The sequence below is a fragment of the Algorimicrobium algoritergicola genome, assembly GCF_008086165.1.
In the GTDB taxonomy this organism is placed as follows: domain Bacteria; phylum Bacteroidota; class Bacteroidia; order Flavobacteriales; family Flavobacteriaceae; genus Algorimicrobium; species Algorimicrobium algoritergicola.
Window position 1 is genome coordinate 189,000 of record NZ_VSKL01000006.1, and the last position, 19,312, is coordinate 208,311.

The following is a 19,312-nucleotide window of genomic DNA, read 5'->3' on the forward strand; positions in this document are numbered from 1 at the left end:
TCTTTTAGAATATTAAATCGTGTCACAATGGAAATGTTCATCTACTTTCTTAACAACGGGCTTGGTTTTTAAACCTTTATTTTTGGCTTGTAACATCATAGTTGTTAATTCGTTTTTCTCTTGTTTTATGCTTTCGCGGATTTGCTTATCACGATCAATATCAAAATAAACTTTTCCTTCAATCAATGTTTTTTCAGCTTTTGCGTAAATGGACATCGGATGATCACTCCATAAAACCATATCAGCATCTTTTCCAATTTTTACACTACCAACACGATTATCAATATGTAATAATTTGGCAGGATTTAATGTTACCATTTTCCAAGCCTCTTCTTCGCTAACGCCGCCATATTTTACCGTTTTGGCCGCTTCTTGATTTAATCTACGAGACATTTCGGCATCATCACTATTAATAGCCGTTACAATACCCTGGTTATGAAGAATAGCGGCATTGTATGGAATGGCATCATTCACTTCATACTTATAAGCCCACCAATCACTAAATGTGGAGGCACCAACACCATGCTCTTTCATTTTATCAGCTACTTTATAACCTTCTAAAATGTGTGTAAATGTATTGATGTTAAAATTGAAACGTTCTGCAACTTCCATCAGCATATTAATTTCACTTTGAACGTAGGAATGACAACTAATAAAGCGGTCCTTATTTAAAATTTCAACAAGCGTTTCCATTTCTAAATCCTTACGATACGGTTTACCACTTTTCTTTAAAGCTTCGTATTCTTTTGCTCTGGTGAAATAATCGGTATATACTTGTTCCACACCCATTCTGGTTTGCGGAAAACGGGAACGCGAATAATCGCCCCAATTAGATTGTTTTACGTTTTCACCTAACGCAAACTTGATAAATTTAGGACTATCAGGGAAGATTAAATTTTGAGCTGATTCTCCCCATTTTAATTTAATAATTGCAGAGCGACCACCAATAGGATTTGCCGAACCATGCAGAATTTGGATGGTTGTAACACCACCAGCTAAATTTCGATAGATATTAATGTCATCGGAATCGACAACATCTTCAATAGTAACTTCTGCCGTAGAGTTTTGTCCTGCTTCGTTAACAGCTGCTGTTGCAATATGCGAATGTTCATCAATAACACCAGAGGTAATGTGTTTTCCTGTGGCATCAATAACCAGAGCATTTCCTGCGCTTAAATTGTTGCCAATTTTAGCAATCTTGCCGTCTTTAACAAGGACATCGGTGTTCTTTAAAATACCAGCTTCTTCATTGGTCCAAACCGTAGCATTTTGAAATAAAATGGTTTGCTGTTTTGGTCTTTCAGTAAAACCATAGGCTTCATTAGGATAAGTAACGGGAAATATCTTAATATCAGATTTAGAATCTTTTTCGTCCTTATCTTCGGAATCATCTGATTTTTCAGCGTCTTTAGACTCCAGTTTTTTAGCATAAAAAGTTGTTTCATTCCCGTTTGGTAAAATAGCAGAACCATTTAAATTAGATGTGTTAGCTATTTTTGCAGAGAGTCTTATAAAATCTTGTTTGGTAGTATCTATACTTGAAAAGGTTAGTGACATCCAATCATCAGTCATAGCTATTTTAGAACCCAAGGTTTGGGAGTCCGTTTTCACAGAAGCTTTTAACTTCGAAATTTCACCAGAAATTTTTAAATCGTAAGTTGTTCCGGCAACTTGCAATTCATAATCTCCACGAATATCTTTTGTATTCATAGGTACAATCTCATGTCTGTTACCTAAAACCCAGTTTTCATAAAGTGTTGTTTTGGTATCGAAAATAGTTCCAGAAGTAATTAAGAAATTCGCATAAGACCCATTTTTAAGCGTTCCTATTTCACTGCTTTTTCCTATTATTTTTGCAGGAACGGTTGTTAACGCTGCTAATGCTGCCGTTTCATCCAAACCGTATTCAATAGCTTTTTGCAGGTTCGGCATAAATTCAGACGATTTTTTTAAGTCGTGCATGGTGAGGGCAAATGGCACACCGTTTTTATATAAAACAGCAGGATTGCTTGGTTTCTGGTTCCACTCACGCATATCAGACAAACTAGCTGTGTTTGCCATAATTGGATCTTCCATATCAAATGCATCTGGAAAATTGATAGGAATAATAAATGCGGCATTCGTTGCTTTAATTTCTTGAATTAACTCATACTCATCACCACCACCAACAATAACATATTGGGTTTTAACATCGTCTCCAACTTTGTCCATACGCAAGTCGTTCATTTTACTTCCTGCATCAATTATTTGAACTAAATCTTTATTATTATTGAACGCTTCTAACGATCTGTCTTTTGTTTCCGACAAGCCTTTGGCATACCAATCGGCATCATAATTTACCTGTCTAATCAACGCCATTGCGCCCATTAAAGAAGTTGGATATGCTTGTCTAGACGTAACACTTTTACTAGTTGACAAATACTGTGCAGAACGATCTGACAAAATGCGAGAGGCATCCGTTCCACTTGGGGATAAAGCAATTAAACTACCAGTTCCACGAATAATACCATCAGGAATATGGGTATTCACCGTTCCAAAACCAGCTTCGCGTAATTCGGTTGCCGCTTTAGCATCAAAAGCATAAGCCTCAATAGCGTTTTGTTCTGGTTTAATATGGTCGTTCCAATAATAACCTTCTCTAGACGCATCATATTGTGGGCTATTAGAGTTTTCTGCACGTGCTGGTTTTTTGGTTCCAAAAGATGAGTATATATCCACAAATGAGGGATAAATATGTTTGCCTTCCAAATTGATTACTGTTGTGTTTTCTGGAATTTGAACTTGCTTTCCACTTGAAATAACTTTGCCATCTTTAATTAATAGTGTGGCATTTTCAAGCGTTTCAGTTGGAGAAATGTGAATGGTTGCATTGGTGAAAGCATGATAACTATGACTTTCAGTTTTTACACCATCATTTTTTGGAAAATAGTTTTGTGAAAACAGCGATATGCTGAACACAAAACACAAAAGCGTAAGGAGTTGTTTCATGGGTTTAGGTTGGTTTGAAATTTAAAAACTTAAATATAAGTAATAAGAAATGGGTGCTAAATGAATTAGATATTTTTTAACATTTTGTTTAGTTTTCCAAAAAATAGTTCACATAAAGCGCAACTACGTAGCTATAACTTTCCATGCCGCCTTGTTGGTTATTGGCTTTTAAAAAGGAATTGTAAGTTTCTTTAAAAACGGGTTCTGTGATGTTTTGATAACGCCTCCAAAAATCTTGAACTTCCTGATAGTTTTTCAGAATACCAATATTGATGGTTAATAATAATTCTTGATATTTTTCGGGATTACGTCTAAAAACTTCCATTAAACAATGGCGTAAAGCGAAGGTTGTTCCACTGTATTTGAAATGTTGGTCTGTATGTGACATAGCAGCCAAGCTACCAATAAAATTGGCTTCATTCTCTGCGGCATAACCTAACTGATGTGCAATTTCATGGGAAACCGTTGTTGGGAATTTATATATGGGAATGAGTTCGTCTACTTGAGCTTCATTGGTTAAAGGATTTAAATAGCCACTAAATCCCATATACGTTAGCGGCACACTAAACAACGACATTTTAATACTCTTTGGGTGGTATTCCAAATGTGGATACTGCTTTTGTAATTGCACGTAACCCAAAGGCGCCATGCTTAAAATGTCTTTTTTGGAGTAGGGTAAATCTACTATTACCGTATCATGAGTTGCGACTTTTAAATGAAGGGCATTCGATTTATTAATCAATTTTTCGGTAACTGTAATGAGTTCTTCGGTTGAATAATCGGCTTTCAGGTTCAGGTTTTTATGAAGCGGTAATCGGTAATAATTAAAAGCCCAAAACAGATGAAAAGCGAAATAGATTAAAGAGATGGTTGCGAAAATATCAATAATCCAGTTTTTAAAATCTTTAAAAATCCGTTTTCTAGTTATAACCAACCAACGGATTATGAAAATGATGGCCGCTGCATAAAAAACATCGCCAAAAGAAAATGGCATCCAACCAAAAACATAACGGGATAAGGCAGAAATCCATTGGTAAAGGCAATTACTGTAATACGTTTCCACAAATTCTGGAAATTGTGCTAAAATATTAATGAGGATAATCTGTGGAATAAGCGCGAGCGCTATTAAAAGCTTTGGGTTTTTCTGCATATTTCAAAAATAAGGAATTGTTTTATTACTCTATACATTATAATTACCTTTGTAAAACTTAAAAAATACAGATATGAACGAAGCAATACGAGAACTAGAACCAAAAGCCTTATGGAATAAATTTGCCGATTTAAATGCGGTACCGCGACCTTCAAAAAAAGAAGAACGGGTTATTGCATTTATGAAGGATTTCGGACAAAAATTAGGTCTTGAAACTATAGAGGATAACGTTGGAAATGTTATTATAAAAAAACCAGCCACAAAAGGCATGGAAGATAGAACAGCTATTGTCATGCAGTCGCATTTAGACATGGTGCATCAAAAAAATAATGATACAGATTTCGATTTCGATATACAAGGAATTGAGATGTATATTGATGGCGATTGGGTTCGTGCTAAAGGCACAACGTTAGGAGCCGATAACGGGTTAGGTGTTGCTACTATTATGGCTATTTTAGAAAGCACCGATATTGAGCATCCGGCTATTGAAGCCTTATTTACAATTGATGAGGAAACGGGAATGACAGGTGCTATGGGACTTGAAGGCGGTTTACTTCAAGGCGAAATTCTATTAAATTTAGACACTGAAGAAGATGATGAAATTGGTGTAGGTTGTGCAGGCGGTGTTGATGTAACAGCTAGAAGAACGTACAAAGAAGAAGAAACACCAGAATTTAAAACCGGTTATGCTATTACTGTAAAAGGTTTGCAAGGCGGTCATTCAGGTATGCAAATTCACGAAGGTTTAGGAAACGCTAATAAAATTATGAACCGTTTATTGTTTGATGGTTTTGAGAATTTTGGCTTACGTATTTCTGAAATTAATGGCGGTAGCTTACGTAATGCTATTCCACGTGAAAGTCATGCTATTGTTGCCATCGATTCCATTCATGAAGATGCTTTTGTTGCCGAAATGGCAGACTATGCACAGGTTATTCAAACCGAGCTAAAAACGATGGAACCCGATTTAAAAATTGAAGTTTCCAAAGTAGAAACGCCTGAAAAAATTATGGATTTAGGTGTTCAAGAAGGTGTTACGCGTGCATTGTATGCGGCCGTAAACGGTGTGTATAGAATGAGTGCAGATATTAAGGACTTGGTTGAAACCTCAAATAATATTGCCCGTGTTGTTATGAAAGATGGTAATATAGAAATAGCCTGTTTAACACGCTCTTCAGTTGAAAGTGCTAAATGGGATTTAGCCAATAGTTTACGAGCGTCTTTTGAATTGACAGGTTGTGAAGTAGAATTTGCAGGTGAATATCCAGGTTGGACACCGAATATGGATTCTAAAATATTAAAAGTTTTAGAAAAGCTTTATATAGATATGAATGATGATAAGCCACACGTTGCTGCATGTCACGCAGGATTGGAATGTGGTATTTTAGGTCAGAATTATCCAGAGATGGATATGATTAGTTTTGGACCTAATATTAAAGGAGCGCATAGTCCAGATGAACGTGCTCAAATTTCATCAGCACAAAAATACTGGAAATTTGTTTTAGAGATTTTAAAGAATATTCCGAAGAAGCAATAAAATAAATCAAGTAATTAATACCATAAAAAAGCCGCGTTTCTAAATTAGAAACGCGGCTTTTTTTATAGGGTGTTTGGATTATTGTTTTCCTTGAATACCTTCAATTTTTAATTCGAAAATTAAATTCGAGTTTGGTGGAATAGGACCAGAGCCATTTTCACCATATCCTAAATACGAAGGGATAAAAACTTTTGCTTTATTACCAACATTCATATTTAACATGGCTTCTCTAAAACCAGGAACTAATCCAGCAGTTTCATTATAAATCATAGGGAATGGTTTGTAACCGCCTTGTGCATCACGCTGTTCGTTATAAGCGTTGTTTGCTTTGGCAACTTCAGCCCAGCTTGTATCAAATAAACGACCATCCTCAAAGAAACCAGCATAATTTACTAATACCTTATCAACACTTGATGGTTTTGTATTTTCACCTTCTTCAATGAAAATCATGATGACACCAGTATCTAATTTTTTAACGATTCCTAAATCTGAATTTTTAGCGATAAATGCTTCAGCAGCCACACTAGCCGATTCTTTCATTTTATTGCGAGCCGCTTCTTTTAAGGCTTCTTGCTTTTCTAAAACTTTAGGGAGTTCTTCTTTGTAAACTTCTGCAGCGTTAAAACCTTCAGCAGCTTTTCCTTTTCTAATAATGTTTAATTTTTCAATTATTACAGGTTCAACAGGTTTATTGCTTCCTGGCTCAACTTTTACGTTAGAGATTGTATCTAAAACGTCCATGCCAATTACAACTTCTCCAAAAACAGAGTGCCTATTATCTAAATTAGCTGTTGGTACTTCCGTAATGAAAAATTGACTACCATTAGAGTTAGGACCTGAATTTGCCATGGATAAAATACCTGGTTTGCTATGTTTCAAATCTGGGTGAAATTCATCAGTAAACTTATAACCAGGATCTCCAGATCCCGTTCCAGTAGGGTCACCACCTTGAATCATGAATTTATTAATAACACGGTGAAATGTTAAACTGTCGTAATAATGTTTTCCTTTATACGCATCAGAAACATCTGGATGTGTACCTTCTGCTAATGCCACAAAATTGGCAACTGTTACAGGAACTTTGTCGTAAAATAATTTGGTAACCATGGTACCTTTGTTGGTCACAAATTCAGCGTAAAGTCCATCTTCTAAATCAGGATACTGCTGACTGCAAGATGTAAAACTTACTAAAAGTGCCAATACTAATAATTTCATGGTATGTTTCAATGTGTTCATTTTTAAGTTTTAAATAAGTGTTTATATCAATTTAATTGGGTTCTGTTGTTTTTATGTCTATAAGTGAAACTTCACAAATAAGTGGCACATTGGTGCCTATTTTATTTTCGTCCCCATAATAGCCATAGGCTTTTTGAGAAGGAAATAAAAATGTAACCGTTTCGCCTTCTCGCATGAGTTTTAAACCTTCACGCAATCCCGTAAACAACTCCTGCTTATCCATGATGTAGGTTTGCGTTTTTAAATCGGCTTTACTATATATTACTGTTTCGTTTATATCTTTAATAGTATAGTTATAAGTAACTATATCACCAAAATCAGGGGTTATTAAAGAATCAGCTACTTTGGTTTGGTAATAATACCAGAATCCACTGTTGGAAGCTATATAATCTGTTACAGAATCTTTAGCCATTAGCGTTTCAAAAACAGCACGTTCCTTATTAATTAAATTTTTATTGCGTTCCACAGACTGATCAATAAACGAGCCCGATTTAGCAGAAATGGGACGTCTTGCTTCTGGTGATTTACAAGCAAAAGCAGTTAATAGTAGACATATTATAACTAAAAATCTATTCATTTTTCAGGGCATTGTTATAAGCGGGTAATATACTAATAAATTTTTCAACCGTTTCTGGAAGCGACAAATCGCTTTTGCCACCTGCAGCATTTGTATGACCACCGCCTTCAAAATGTGCACGTGCAAATTCATTCACAGAAAAGTCGCCTTTAGAACGTAACGATATTTTAATAATATTGTTTTGTTTATCTTCAATAAATATAGCTGCAAAAATAATATTTTGAAGGGATAATGCATAATTTACAAAGCCTTCTGTATCACCTTTTTTATAATTATATGTATTTAATTCATCTTGAGACAAGGTAATATAAGCCGTTCTAGATTCTGGAATAACCTTTAAATTAGTAAGCGCGCAGCCTAAAAGTTGCATGCGTTCAAAACTATTGGCATCCATAACCGCATTATGAATTTCAGCGTGTTGTGCACCTTTATCAATTAGGAAGGCCGTAACACGATGCGTTTCGCTTGTAGTTGAAGCAAAACGAAACGATCCTGTATCTGTCATAATTCCGGTATATAAACACGTCGCAATATCCTGATTGATAAGGTTTTTGTCATCCAACATATCAATAAAATGGTATACCATTTCACAGGTGGAACTCATGCTAACGTCAGAATACATATACGTGGCATAATCATCTGGTTGTTGATGATGATCTATCATTATTTTCATGGCAGAGCTGGCTTTTAAAGCCGCTTCCATATAACCTGTTCGGTTTAATGCATTAAAATCTAATGTAAAAATGATATCAGCATTCTGAATTAAGGCATCACATTTTTCTGTATCCGTGTCATATTTTAAGATGGTGTCTTCTCCTGGCATCCATTTTAGAAATTCGGGATAATCATTAGGTGCAATAATTACAGCTTCCTGATTATGAATCCTTAAATAATGATAGAGTCCTAAAGTTGAACCAATAGCATCACCATCTGGATTTTTATGCGGAACAATAACCATTTTTTTTGGTGATCGTAGTAGTTGATTAATGTCTGAAATAGCTTCTTTTTTCATAGGTGACGAATATACAATTTTTTAGTATTGGTTTATATGGTTTTTATTAAGAAATACATTACTTTTGCACGAAATTTAAAGGAAAGAAATTTAGATCGTAAATAGCTTTTCTTAATTAGAATCCATTAATAGAAATATAACTTAAACAAAGGAATGGCAACAAATAGAACATTTACCATGCTTAAGCCAGATGCAGTTGAAAACGGGCACATTGGCGCAATTTTAGAGAAAATCAATGCTTCAGGCTTTAGAATAGTCGCATTGAAAAAAACACAAATGACACAAGCTGATGCTGAAGCTTTTTATGCAGTGCATAACGAGCGTCCATTTTTTGGTGAATTAGTTGAGTTTATGACACGTGGTCCAATTGTAGCAGCTATATTAGAAAAAGATAATGCTGTTGAAGATTTTAGAAGCTTAATTGGTGCTACCAATCCTGCTGATGCTGCTGAAGGAACTATTCGTAAGTTATATGCAACTTCTATGGGAGAAAATGCTGTTCACGGAAGTGATAGCGATGAAAATGCTGCTATTGAAAGCGCATTCCATTTTTCTGGACGTGAGATGTTTTAGTTACATGCATTATAAAAATTATAAAGCCTAAAATGTTTATCATTTTAGGCTTTTTTTATTCAAAGTATTACCTTTACTGTGTTCTAAAAAAAGAATACTATGAAAAAAACAAACTATGCCTTATTAGTTTGTGTCCTGTTTTCTACCTTATTAATAGCCCAAAACTCTCAAAAAGCTATCAATGAATTACAAATAGTTACGCAAGCGCGAGTTTCGGTGAATGTCCAATCTGGAGTTCCCGAGTTTATTAAATTTCCTGCAAATCAACCACTAACGTTGTCTGGTGGTACGCTTCAAGAAAAAATCCGAACGTTTTTAGAAACCCATACAGGGTTGTTTAATGACAGTCAAGATTTAAGCAACTTTACATTTCAACCCGCTAAAAAAGACAGCTATGGTTTTCAAAGTGTAACCATGAATCAGCAACATCAAGGTGTTCCTGTTTTTGATGGCCAATTGCGATTTCATTTTAATCATTCTAATCAACTAACTGCAATTAATGGGAACTACATTACAAATATTAAAGTAAATGCTGTTCCTTCAATTTCAGAGCAAGCGGCAAATGCTGTTGCTCTAAATATGTTAGCTAAACAGGATCTTAACTATTCTGGTGAAACCGTTTTTGTATATGAAACAAATTTATTTGTTTTTCAAAAAGGCCTTATTGAAAATAATTTAGGATCTAGCTATTTGGTGTATGAGGTGGAAGCCAGAAACAATGCAGATGTTAGAGAATATTTTTATGTCAATGCGCATGATGGTACTTTGGTAGAGCAATTCACGGGTATGCCACATGCTTTAGATCGTATTGTTTACGAAGGAGATACAACTACTGTTGCTTGGCAAGAAGGTGATGTTTTTCCAGGTAATTTGACTATCTGGCAACGTAATGAAGTGGAAGCTTCAGGGCATGTCTATAATTTTTTCAATAACGCCTTTGGTTATGTGTCTTATAATAATGCGGATGCGCAAATGATAACCATTAATAACAGTAACAATCCCAATTTTAATTGTCCTAATGCAAACTGGAATGGAGTTTCTGCTAACTATTGTAATGGTACAGCAACTGATGACGTGGTTGCGCATGAATGGGGACACGCTTATACTGAATATACAAGCGGCTTAATTTACGCATGGCAATCGGGTGCTATGAATGAATCGTTTTCAGATATATGGGGAGAAACGGTTGATTTATTAAATGATTACGCGGATGAAGATGATGATGTATCCTTAAGAACAGGCTGCAATAGTTCTGATCGTTGGCGAATTGGCGAAGATGCGACTGCCTTTGGTGGTGCTATTCGCGATATGTGGAATCCACCATGTAATAACGACCCAGGAAAAGTTACCGATGGCTTATTTCGTTGTGGCGAGGGGGATTTTGGAGGTGTCCATTCTAATTCTGGTATTCCAAATCACGCCTATGCACTTTTGGTTGATGGTGGTACCTATAATGGACAAACTATTAACGGCATTGGCTTGACAAAAGCGGCTCATATTTTTTGGCGTGCGCAAAGTACGTATTTAACGGCTACTAGCGATTTTTTCACGTTGGCAGACGCGCTTGAAGCATCCTGCACAGATTTATTAGGTATTAATTTAGAAGGATTATCCACAGTAGCAACTGCGGCTGGACCATCCAATCAGATTATTACTATGGTAGACTATAATGAATTAGTGAAAGCTATTCTAGCGGTGGAATTACGCATTCTTCCAGAGTCTTGTGGATATGAAGCTATTTTAGCGGCAACTAATGATCCTTGTGAAGCTTCAACTAACAATCCAATATTTTATGAAGATTGGGAATCTGGTTTAGGAAACTGGACCTTAGAGCAGTTACCTGTCAACTCAAATTCCTGGGAGCCTAGAGATTGGGAAGTTACTAGTAGTCTGCCCCAAGGGAGATTGGGACAAGCTGTTTTTGGTGCAGATCCCGTAAATGGTAATTGTACCAGTTCCATGCAAAATGGAATTATCCGATTAGAAAGCCCTGAAGTTTTTATTCCTAACGATTATCTAACAGGAACTTTTGAAATGATATTTATGCATTATATCGCTACCGAAGAAGGTTGGGATGGTGGAAACATTAAATACCGATTAAACAGTTCTGGTAACTGGCGACTACTTCCTAAAACCGCCTTTACTGCTAATGGATATAACGCACGGATTAACCCTGTAAGAGAAGATAATGATAACCCATTGGCTGGCCAAGATGGCTTTACAGGAACTGATAGTGGATCTAACTCCGGAAGTTGGGGACGTAGTGTTGTGAATTTGTCATCTATTACTGGTGTCGTAGCAGGAAGTACAGTTCAGTTTCGATTTGAAATGGGAACCGATGGCTGTAATGGTCTAGTAGGTTGGTATGTAGATGATATTTCTATTTATAATTGTAACTACGCCTTATCGGTTGAAGACTTTACTGCTGTGGAAAATGGCATAAAAGTATATCCAAATCCATCTAATGGTCAATTTACTATGAAGAATATTGGAAATCTAAATTTAGTGAAAGCTGATGTTATGGATATCAATGGCCGTTTAGTGAAATCTATTAATTTATCTGGAATTCAGGATACAACTACTTTAGATATTTCTAGTGTTGCCTCTGGTTTATACTTTATGAAAGTATATACTAAAACAGCAAACACCGTTATTAAATTGATTAAGGAATAATTGAGTTCTATATTATATTAAAAAATCCCGCAGTTTGCGGGATTTTTTATTTTTAAAAGTATAGATGGACTTTTTTCTATTATTATATTTAATCAACTAACAACTAACAACTAACAACTAACAACTAACAACTAACAACTAACGTAGCACCAATTCTTTAATAATTTGCTTTCCTAAATTTTCGTTAAGCATAGAAATAATTTTTTCTTTCCCGTAACTTAATTCTTCACGCAGGACACTAGAACTTAACTGGACATACAATGTTTCGCCTTTAAGTTGAATAGCAGTCGTATAATTATTTACACCATTACCCATCATGCTTTGCCATGCATCTTGTACATTTACAGCATTTAATCCTTGTTCTAATCTGTTGGTTTCAACAAACTCCTTAAGTGCGTCTGCAATTGTTAAATTTTCATTATTACGTTTAGCCATTAGTCTAAATTTAAAGGTTTGTAGCGTTTATACAAAAATACGGCTTCATGTTTGTTTACTACTTTTAATTGCTCTTTAGTTACTAACAAAATGGTTTCTTTCCAAGAATCAAAAGGTGTTTTATAATACACATTCAAACTATCGTTTTCAATTTTAATGGTGAAGGTTTCGGCATTATTTGATGTTTCAAAAGTACCCATAAAATTAGGTTTCATTTTTTTTCGGACACCTTGTAGTGAATCTTCTAAACTTATAAAATCAATCGTATCATTAAAATTATATTCTTTAGTACTACCATCTTTTAAGGTTACGCGCTCAATTTCCCAATACCCTTCAAGGTTTTTTAAAGATTCTTCTGGGTTTTTAGTACAACTAGAAATAACAAGTGTAATAACCAGGAGTAAGGTGAAGTTTTGAAGTTTCTGTTTCATAATGAAAACGGTTCTATAGTTTAAAAATTTCATAAGATTGATGCACTTGCTTTACAACAGCTTCCGTACGATCAGCATGTGTATCGCTTATAAAAAGTTGACCAAAATTTTCGTCGTCTACCAATTTAATAATTTGGGATACGCGTTGTTCGTCTAATTTATCAAAAATATCATCCAATAGCAAAATAGGATTTACGTGACTTTTAGATTTTATAAAATCGAATTGTGCCAATTTTAAAGCAATTAAAAACGATTTCTGCTGTCCTTGACTTCCAAATTTTTTAATAGGATGTCCAGCAATGTTAAATATTAAATCGTCTTTATGAATTCCAACACTGGTATATTGTATGGCTTTGTCCTTATTAATAACGGTTTTTAAAAGAGCTTCCAAACGGTTGTCTGTTAAATCGCTTTCATAAACCAATTCTACCCATTCGTTGCCGTTACTAATAGCTTCATAACGCGCCTTAAAAATAGGAATAAAGGTTTCTAAAAATGCTTGACGCTTCTCATGAATTTCATGTCCATATTGATCTAGTTGTAAATTATAAACTTCTAACGTGTCCTTATTAAAAGTATGGTTTAAGGCAAAATATTTTAAAAGCGAATTACGCTGTGCTAAAATTTTATTGTATTTCAATAAGGCATTCAGATAGTTTTTATCGCTTTGCGAAATAACACCATCCATAAATTTACGTCTCGTAGCACTTCCTTCAATTATTAAATCCCGATCGGCTGGCGAAATAATCACTAAAGGCAAAAATCCAATGTGATCACTGTACTTTTCATAAATTTTGCCGTTTCGTTTTATAATCTTTTTCTGACCTCGTTTTAAACTCACTACAATTTTTTCTGGCGAATCTTCTTTTTCATATTCACCATTCACCACAAAAAAAGCTTCGTCGTGTTTAATGTTTTGAGAAGCAATGGGATTGAAGTAACTTTTCCCAAATGATAGGTGATAGATGGCGTCTAGCACATTGGTTTTTCCAACACCATTATTTCCAACAAAACAGTTTATTTTCTCATTGAAAACAAAGCTGCGTTCATCAAAATTTTTATAATTAAGTACCGATAAGGATTTCAAAATCATGTAAAAAGAAACTTAAAAAAGTGTTTAGTTTAAAGGAAGTGCAAATTATTGAAAAATAACAAATAAATAGGCTTTCAAATCTAAAGAAAAATTATATTTTTGCACCGCATTAATTAAGAATATATGGCAACGTACAAGAAGAGAGGATATAAACCAGAATCGAAAGAAGACAAGCAGCATGATGTTGAAGAGAACTCAACAACAGCAGAAGTTTTTAATACACTTGATGAAAGTGCTTCCAAGACTGAAGATTGGGTAATTGGCAATCAGAAATACATTTTTATTATCATTGCAGTAGTGGCAGCCGTGGTTTTAGGTTATTTAGGTTATAACGAATTTATAGCAAAACCAAAGCAAACGGAAGCTATGAATGATATGTACCAAGCGCAAAAATATTATGACCAAGCAGTAAATGCAACGGCTGAAAAAGATTCGTTATTTAGCTTGGCCTTAAATGGTGGTGAAGGAAAATTTGGAATGTTAGATATTATTTCTGAATATGGTGGGACACCATCTGCAAATATGGCTAACTATTATGCTGGTATGGCATACTTGAATATGAAAGATTATAAAAATGCGGTTTCGTATTTAGGTGATTTTTCAGGAGAAGATGAAATTTTAGCACCTATGGCTAAAGGTTGTATAGGTGATGCTTTTGTACAATTAAACCAGCAAGAAGATGCTTTAGGGTATTATGAAGATGCTGCTAAAATGCGTTCAAATGAGTTTACGACACCTATGTTTTTATATAAAGCCGGTGTTATAGCTTTAGATTTAGGTAAAACAGATGTGGCGCTTAAGCATTTTAAAAATATTAAAGAAAACTATCCAACGTCTACTGAAGGTACTAATATTGATATCTTTATTGGAAAAGCAGAGGCTTTGGCAAGTAACTAATACATGGCTACAGAAAATAACAATTTATCAGAATACGATAAAGCTACAATCCCAAACGCGAAAAATTTTCGGTTTGGGATTGTTGTTTCAGAATGGAATGATACCATAACAGAAGGACTTTATAAAGGCGCAATCGAGGCTTTATTAGATAATAACGTTTCAGAAGAAAATATTATTCGTTGGAATGTTCCTGGTAGTTATGAGTTAATTTTTGGCTGTAAAAAAATGCAACAACAACCGGTTGATGCTGTTATTGCCATAGGAAGTGTTATTCAAGGCGAAACCAAACATTTCGATTTTGTATGTGAAGGCGTTGCTCAAGGAATTAAAGACCTTAACGTATTACATAACGTGCCTGTTATTTTTTGTGTGCTAACCGATAATAATATTCAACAGTCTATTGATCGTTCGGGTGGAAAACACGGAAACAAAGGAACTGAAGCGGCTATTGCTGCTATTAAAATGGCAGAACTGAACAAGTAAGCAGCCTAATTTCTTAAATTTTATTTTACATATTTTAATAGACATGAACTAACTTCATGGACTATTAAGCAGGATATTGTTAACAATTTTTGGCAATCTGAATGTCCTTTTTCCTTGTAAATTCAGTACTTTTGAAGTTAAAGCAACTAATTAGAAAGTACATTGGCTAAAAAAAATAAAAGCTTTAGTTATAAACCAAGATTCCAAGATGCGCCTGAAAAAAATCAGCCAGATGATATTCAGACAAAATGGCAAGGTTTAAAAGGCGATAGAAAGCGAAAAAGTAGTTTTCTTACCTCATCATTATTTTTGGTCTTGTTTTTGATTACTATCTTAGTAGTGATTTACGTATTAAGTCGCTACGAATAATATAGAATTATGGGAGTTTTTAGTAAGCGAAAAAATAAAAAATACAGCTACACACCTCGTTATTATAAAGGTGGTGAGAATCCGTACGAAATAAAACATAAGTTCGATGATTTTCGCTCAACCGTTGGTAGTAGTGGTGGTTTAAAAACAAAGATAAATACCGCTTGGGACGATTATAAAAACAATGCTGATAATCATGCCAATAGACGTGTATTGATCATAATAGCCGTTTTAGTTTTTATATTTTTACTCATTATTGGTTTCGATTTATCCATATTCCTTCCTGAAAACTAATGGCAGACATTATTCAATTATTACCCGATCATGTAGCCAATCAAATTGCTGCAGGTGAAGTTGTTCAAAGACCAGCTTCCGTAGTAAAAGAGCTTTTAGAAAATGCCATTGATGCGCATGCTTCAGAAATTAAATTGCTTATTAAAGATGCCGGAAAAACCCTCGTTCAAGTAATCGATAATGGTTCTGGGATGAGTATTACAGATGCACGTTTTAGTTTTGAACGTCATGCAACATCTAAAATTAAATCGGCTGACGATTTATTCCAATTAAGTACTAAAGGATTCCGTGGTGAAGCTTTGGCAAGTATTGCCGCTATTGCCCATGTGGAATTAAAAACCAAGCAGGAAGCGGATGATGTAGGCACCCAAATAGTCATTGAAGGCAGCGAAGTAAAGGAACAAGAAGTGGTTGTAACCCCAACAGGAACTTCTATTGCTGTAAAAAATCTGTTCTTTAATATTCCAGCACGACGTAATTTTTTAAAATCGAATACGGTGGAATTGCGCCATATTATTGACGAATTCCACCGTGTGTCTTTGGCACATCCATCTATTCAATTTTCCATGTATCATAATGGAAGCGAAACGTTTCAGTTACCTTCCAGTAATTTCAGACAGCGTATTGTAAATATCTTTGGTACAAAAACCAATGAAAAATTGGTGCCTGTAAATGAAACGACTGAAGTTTTAACCGTTTCAGGATTTGTAGGAAAACCTGAATACGCCAAGAAAACGCGTGGCGAACAGTTCTTTTTTGTAAATAATCGCTTTATAAAAAGTGCTTATTTAAATCACGCTATTAATTCAGCTTTTGATGGATTATTAAAAGATGGAACGCATGCGAGTTACTTTTTAGATTTAACGGTAAATCCGCAAACTATTGATATTAATATTCATCCAACAAAAACAGAAATTAAGTTTGATGATGAACATACCTTGTATGCTATTTTAAGGTCGGCAGTGAAACATAGTTTAGGGCAATTTAGTATTGCGCCAGTTTTAGATTTTGATCGCGATTCCAATTTTGATACGCCTTATAATTTCGAAAACAAACAAGTAAAAACTCCTAAAATAGAAGTAGATCGTTCGTTTAATCCCTTTCAGGAAGAAACTCGATCTAAAGCATCTTTCAATACGTCGTATAAAAAAGAACCAGCTGGAATTTGGGAAGGTTTGTATGTTGGAATGGAATCTAAAGGTACCAAATCGGCAACCGATTTCAATGAAATGCGTTTTGAAAGCGATGAACAAACGGGAAACATGTTTCAAGACGATTCTAGTTTAGACGTGAAACAATCTACTTATCAACTTCATAATAAATATATAGTTAGTACTATAAAATCTGGTATGTTGGTAATTGACCAACATCGTGCACACCAGCGGATTCTATATGAAAATTTCTTAAAGCACATCACTATTAAAGAGAGTGTAAGTCAGCAATTATTATTTCCTGTATTAGTGTTTTTATCGCAACAAGAAATGGATTGTATAAAGGAAGTACAAGAAGATTTAGAACATACCGGATTTGTATTTGCTAATTTTCATAATGATCATATTGAAATTTCAGGTGTTCCAATTAGTGTTCCGGAGAGCGAAGTCACTGTTATTTTGGAACAGTTAATTAGTGATATAGAAAATGAAGTGCCAGACACGCATTTTAGTGCAACCGATTTATTAGCAAAATCTATGGCGAAGAGTTTGGCTATAAAGAGAGGGCAATCCTTATCTTTGATGGAGCAGGAACATTTAGTAAATAGCTTATTTGCTTGTAAAGACCCTAATAGTTCGCCAACAAATCAAGCAACTTTCATTACGATAAGCGTGGATGAAATAGATAAAAAATTTATATAAGTAAAATCTTATGATGAATAATATTACCGATACTGTCAAACATTTAATCATTTTAAACGTGCTAATGTTTGTTGGTACGCTAGCAGTTGGAGGAGCCGCAATTGGAGAAAACACCGTATTTTATGATTGGTTTGCCTTACATTTTCCGAAAAATGTGGCGTTTCAACCATGGCAAATAATTACACATATGTTTATGCATGGCGGTTTTATGCATATTTTGTTTAATATGTTTGCCTTATGGATGTTTGGAACGGCTGTAGAGCAACGTTTTGGCGCTAAAAAATTCATATTTTTCTATTTGTCATCTGGTTTGGGAGCTGCCCTTTGTATGATTGGGTATTATTATATTACCTTTTATTCAGGCCTTAGCACATTAACCGCAGCAGGTGTTGGTGAATCTCAAATTATTGAAACATTAAATTCAGGTATGTATAATACTGGTTGGCAACAAATTATGGGTGCTGCAGATATGCAGCAGTTTATTGGTGTTTTTAATAGCACGATGGTAGGTGCTTCTGGCGCTATCATGGGCGTTTTAGTTGCCTTTGGTATGTTGTATCCAGAATCTAAATTGATGTTAATCTTCCTGCCTGTTCCTATTAAAGCCAAGTATTTTATTCCCGGTATTATTGCATTAGATTTAATTTCGGCCGTTACGGGACAATCCTTTTTTAGCCCAAGTAATACAGCTTATGTTGCCCACCTTGGTGGTGCTTTGACTGGGTTTTTAATTATGTGGTATTGGAAAAAAACACAATTCAACAAAAACCGTTGGGACTAAAATGGCAAACTTAAATCAAGATATCCGCAATAAATTACAGCATCTCAATATTTTTGAGAAACTGATAGTTGTTAATTTGGCTGTTTTTATAGTCGGATTATTAGTAACGCTACTTTTCAAATTCGATTTAAATTGGTTTGAATTACCGAGTATTTTTGGTGAGTTTATATTTCAACCTTGGAGTGTTATCACCTATGCGTTTGTGCATTATGATTTTTGGCATTTCTTTTTCAATATGATTTGGCTTTATTTTATTGGTGGCATGTTTAATAATATGTTCTCTAAAAAAATGGGACTGAATGTATATTTTTTAGGAGCTATTTCGGGAGGACTTCTGTTTTTATTAGGTTATAATCTGTTTCCAAATTTGTTCCAATCGCCAACCAGATTGGTAGGAGCTTCAGCAGCTGTTCGCGCATTATTGATTTTTTTATGTGCCTATATGCCGAGTATGGATGTTCGCTTTTTCACCTTTAATTTAAAGTTATGGTATATTGGTGCAGCCATTGTTGCTTTTGATGTTCTAGGTATCATTGCAGGAATAAATGATCCTGTTTCTGGTAATGCTGGCGGTAATTTGGCACATGTAGGTGGTGCTATTTTAGGTTATTTTTATGCGAAACAATTAGTTAAAGGAAAAGATATAGGGAAAGGGTTCGAAAAATATATGGATCAATTTATGAATCTGTTTTCAAAGTCGAAAAAATCACCTTTAAAAACTGTTTATAAAAAGAAGTCTGGTAAAGTTGCGGGTTTTTCAAAAGAAGAATTCGATCAGTTTAATAATCAGAAGAAAATAGACGTGATCCTTGATAAAATTAGTAAAAGTGGTTACGATAGTTTAACGAAAGCCGAAAAAGCGTTTTTGTTTAAAGCTGGAAAATAATATACTATTTTTAGTAAATGTAAGTTATAGCAGCTTGTAGTATT

Annotated in this window: 17 protein-coding genes; 9 read left to right on the plus strand and 8 right to left on the minus strand. The window is 34.7% G+C overall.

What is annotated here, in order from left to right; translation table 11 throughout:
• Nucleotides 1–12: 12 nt before the first annotated feature.
• A complete protein-coding gene (locus ES675_RS14155; RefSeq protein WP_066257128.1) occupies nt 13–2,988 on the minus strand; it encodes an amidohydrolase family protein in 2,976 nt (991 codons plus the stop codon).
• 88 nt (nt 2,989–3,076) lie between these two features.
• Nucleotides 3,077–4,138, minus strand: a complete 1,062-nt coding sequence (locus tag ES675_RS14160) for a DUF3810 domain-containing protein (RefSeq protein WP_066257131.1) — start codon at nt 4,136–4,138, stop codon at nt 3,077–3,079.
• 73 nt (nt 4,139–4,211) lie between these two features.
• Between ES675_RS14160 and ES675_RS14165 the strand changes: the two genes are divergently transcribed.
• Entirely contained in the window at nt 4,212–5,675 is a 1,464-nt protein-coding gene (locus ES675_RS14165) for an aminoacyl-histidine dipeptidase (protein WP_066257134.1), read from the plus strand.
• Nucleotides 5,676–5,753: 78 nt separating this feature from the next.
• Here ES675_RS14165 and ES675_RS14170 read toward each other — a convergent pair whose 3' ends face one another.
• The 3 genes from ES675_RS14170 to ES675_RS14180 are packed head-to-tail and all read right to left on the minus strand — an operon-like array spanning nt 5,754 to nt 8,500.
• Nucleotides 5,754–6,911, minus strand: coding sequence for a peptidylprolyl isomerase (locus ES675_RS14170; protein WP_231931322.1), 1,158 nt, complete (start codon nt 6,909–6,911; stop codon nt 5,754–5,756).
• Between the two features lie 31 nt (nt 6,912–6,942).
• Complete coding sequence (gldI, locus tag ES675_RS14175; RefSeq protein ID WP_066255821.1) at nt 6,943–7,488, minus strand: gliding motility-associated peptidyl-prolyl isomerase GldI; 546 nt, start codon at nt 7,486–7,488, stop codon at nt 6,943–6,945.
• Entirely contained in the window at nt 7,481–8,500 is a 1,020-nt protein-coding gene (locus ES675_RS14180) for a DHH family phosphoesterase (protein ID WP_066255826.1), read from the minus strand. The genes gldI and ES675_RS14180 overlap by 8 nt, the downstream gene beginning before the upstream one ends.
• A gap of 153 nt (nt 8,501–8,653) precedes the next feature.
• Between ES675_RS14180 and ES675_RS14185 the strand changes: the two genes are divergently transcribed.
• On the plus strand, nt 8,654–9,073 hold the full coding sequence (locus ES675_RS14185; protein ID WP_066255829.1) for a nucleoside-diphosphate kinase: 420 nt from the start codon (nt 8,654–8,656) through the stop codon (nt 9,071–9,073).
• A gap of 99 nt (nt 9,074–9,172) precedes the next feature.
• Complete coding sequence (locus tag ES675_RS14190) at nt 9,173–11,746, plus strand: M4 family metallopeptidase (protein ID WP_066255837.1); 2,574 nt, start codon at nt 9,173–9,175, stop codon at nt 11,744–11,746.
• A 138-nt stretch (nt 11,747–11,884) separates the two neighbouring features.
• Here the strand turns inward: ES675_RS14190 and ES675_RS14195 are convergent, their stop codons facing one another.
• Genes ES675_RS14195 through recF form a run of 3 tightly spaced genes read right to left on the minus strand, consistent with a single transcriptional unit; the run spans nt 11,885 to nt 13,705 of the window.
• The gene (locus tag ES675_RS14195; RefSeq protein ID WP_066255840.1) at nt 11,885–12,181 is read right to left on the minus strand and encodes a DUF721 domain-containing protein; all 297 of its coding nucleotides are present in this window, start codon (nt 12,179–12,181) and stop codon (nt 11,885–11,887) included.
• Complete coding sequence (locus tag ES675_RS14200) at nt 12,181–12,612, minus strand: hypothetical protein (RefSeq protein ID WP_066255912.1); 432 nt, start codon at nt 12,610–12,612, stop codon at nt 12,181–12,183. The genes ES675_RS14195 and ES675_RS14200 overlap by 1 nt, the downstream gene beginning before the upstream one ends.
• Nucleotides 12,613–12,625: 13 nt before the next feature.
• Nucleotides 12,626–13,705 carry a DNA replication/repair protein RecF gene (gene recF / locus ES675_RS14205; RefSeq protein ID WP_066255843.1) on the minus strand — a complete coding sequence of 360 codons (1,080 nt, stop codon included), beginning with the start codon at nt 13,703–13,705 and terminating at the stop codon, nt 12,626–12,628.
• A gap of 123 nt (nt 13,706–13,828) precedes the next feature.
• On the opposite strand from recF, the gene ES675_RS14210 reads away from it, so the two are divergent.
• From ES675_RS14210 to ES675_RS14235, 6 genes are all read left to right on the plus strand, one after another.
• Nucleotides 13,829–14,602, plus strand: coding sequence for a tetratricopeptide repeat protein (locus tag ES675_RS14210; protein WP_066255846.1), 774 nt, complete (start codon nt 13,829–13,831; stop codon nt 14,600–14,602).
• A 3-nt stretch (nt 14,603–14,605) separates the two neighbouring features.
• On the plus strand, nt 14,606–15,085 hold the full coding sequence (gene ribH, locus ES675_RS14215; RefSeq protein ID WP_066255851.1) for a 6,7-dimethyl-8-ribityllumazine synthase: 480 nt from the start codon (nt 14,606–14,608) through the stop codon (nt 15,083–15,085).
• A 378-nt stretch (nt 15,086–15,463) separates the two neighbouring features.
• Nucleotides 15,464–15,748: a riboflavin synthase subunit beta gene (locus ES675_RS14220; protein WP_066255857.1), complete on the plus strand. Its 285-nt coding sequence runs from the start codon at nt 15,464–15,466 to the stop codon at nt 15,746–15,748.
• Nucleotides 15,748–17,601 (plus strand): DNA mismatch repair endonuclease MutL, encoded by a 1,854-nt coding sequence (gene mutL, locus ES675_RS14225; protein WP_066255861.1) that lies wholly within the window; start codon nt 15,748–15,750, stop codon nt 17,599–17,601. The genes ES675_RS14220 and mutL overlap by 1 nt, the downstream gene beginning before the upstream one ends.
• A 13-nt stretch (nt 17,602–17,614) precedes the next feature.
• Nucleotides 17,615–18,382 (plus strand): rhomboid family intramembrane serine protease, encoded by a 768-nt coding sequence (locus ES675_RS14230; protein WP_066255865.1) that lies wholly within the window; start codon nt 17,615–17,617, stop codon nt 18,380–18,382.
• A 1-nt stretch (nt 18,383) separates the two neighbouring features.
• Nucleotides 18,384–19,268 carry a rhomboid family protein gene (locus ES675_RS14235; protein WP_066255868.1) on the plus strand — a complete coding sequence of 295 codons (885 nt, stop codon included), beginning with the start codon at nt 18,384–18,386 and terminating at the stop codon, nt 19,266–19,268.
• The last annotated feature ends 44 nt before the right edge of the window (nt 19,269–19,312 follow it).

What these genes read in the sequence shown, in the direction of transcription:
- ES675_RS14155 (WP_066257128.1), bottom strand. Translation starts at nt 2,988, where the DNA reads ATGAAACAACTCCTTACGCTTTTGTGTTTTGTGTTCAGCATATCGCTG.
- ES675_RS14160 (WP_066257131.1), bottom strand. Translation starts at nt 4,138, where the DNA reads ATGCAGAAAAACCCAAAGCTTTTAATAGCGCTCGCGCTTATTCCACAG.
- ES675_RS14165 (WP_066257134.1), top strand. Translation starts at nt 4,212, where the DNA reads ATGAACGAAGCAATACGAGAACTAGAACCAAAAGCCTTATGGAATAAA.
- ES675_RS14170 (WP_231931322.1), bottom strand. Translation starts at nt 6,911, where the DNA reads ATGAACACATTGAAACATACCATGAAATTATTAGTATTGGCACTTTTA.
- gldI (WP_066255821.1), bottom strand. Translation starts at nt 7,488, where the DNA reads ATGAATAGATTTTTAGTTATAATATGTCTACTATTAACTGCTTTTGCT.
- ES675_RS14180 (WP_066255826.1), bottom strand. Translation starts at nt 8,500, where the DNA reads ATGAAAAAAGAAGCTATTTCAGACATTAATCAACTACTACGATCACCA.
- ES675_RS14185 (WP_066255829.1), top strand. Translation starts at nt 8,654, where the DNA reads ATGGCAACAAATAGAACATTTACCATGCTTAAGCCAGATGCAGTTGAA.
- ES675_RS14190 (WP_066255837.1), top strand. Translation starts at nt 9,173, where the DNA reads ATGAAAAAAACAAACTATGCCTTATTAGTTTGTGTCCTGTTTTCTACC.
- ES675_RS14195 (WP_066255840.1), bottom strand. Translation starts at nt 12,181, where the DNA reads ATGGCTAAACGTAATAATGAAAATTTAACAATTGCAGACGCACTTAAG.
- ES675_RS14200 (WP_066255912.1), bottom strand. Translation starts at nt 12,612, where the DNA reads ATGAAACAGAAACTTCAAAACTTCACCTTACTCCTGGTTATTACACTT.
- recF (WP_066255843.1), bottom strand. Translation starts at nt 13,705, where the DNA reads ATGATTTTGAAATCCTTATCGGTACTTAATTATAAAAATTTTGATGAA.
- ES675_RS14210 (WP_066255846.1), top strand. Translation starts at nt 13,829, where the DNA reads ATGGCAACGTACAAGAAGAGAGGATATAAACCAGAATCGAAAGAAGAC.
- ribH (WP_066255851.1), top strand. Translation starts at nt 14,606, where the DNA reads ATGGCTACAGAAAATAACAATTTATCAGAATACGATAAAGCTACAATC.
- ES675_RS14220 (WP_066255857.1), top strand. Translation starts at nt 15,464, where the DNA reads ATGGGAGTTTTTAGTAAGCGAAAAAATAAAAAATACAGCTACACACCT.
- mutL (WP_066255861.1), top strand. Translation starts at nt 15,748, where the DNA reads ATGGCAGACATTATTCAATTATTACCCGATCATGTAGCCAATCAAATT.
- ES675_RS14230 (WP_066255865.1), top strand. Translation starts at nt 17,615, where the DNA reads ATGAATAATATTACCGATACTGTCAAACATTTAATCATTTTAAACGTG.
- ES675_RS14235 (WP_066255868.1), top strand. Translation starts at nt 18,384, where the DNA reads ATGGCAAACTTAAATCAAGATATCCGCAATAAATTACAGCATCTCAAT.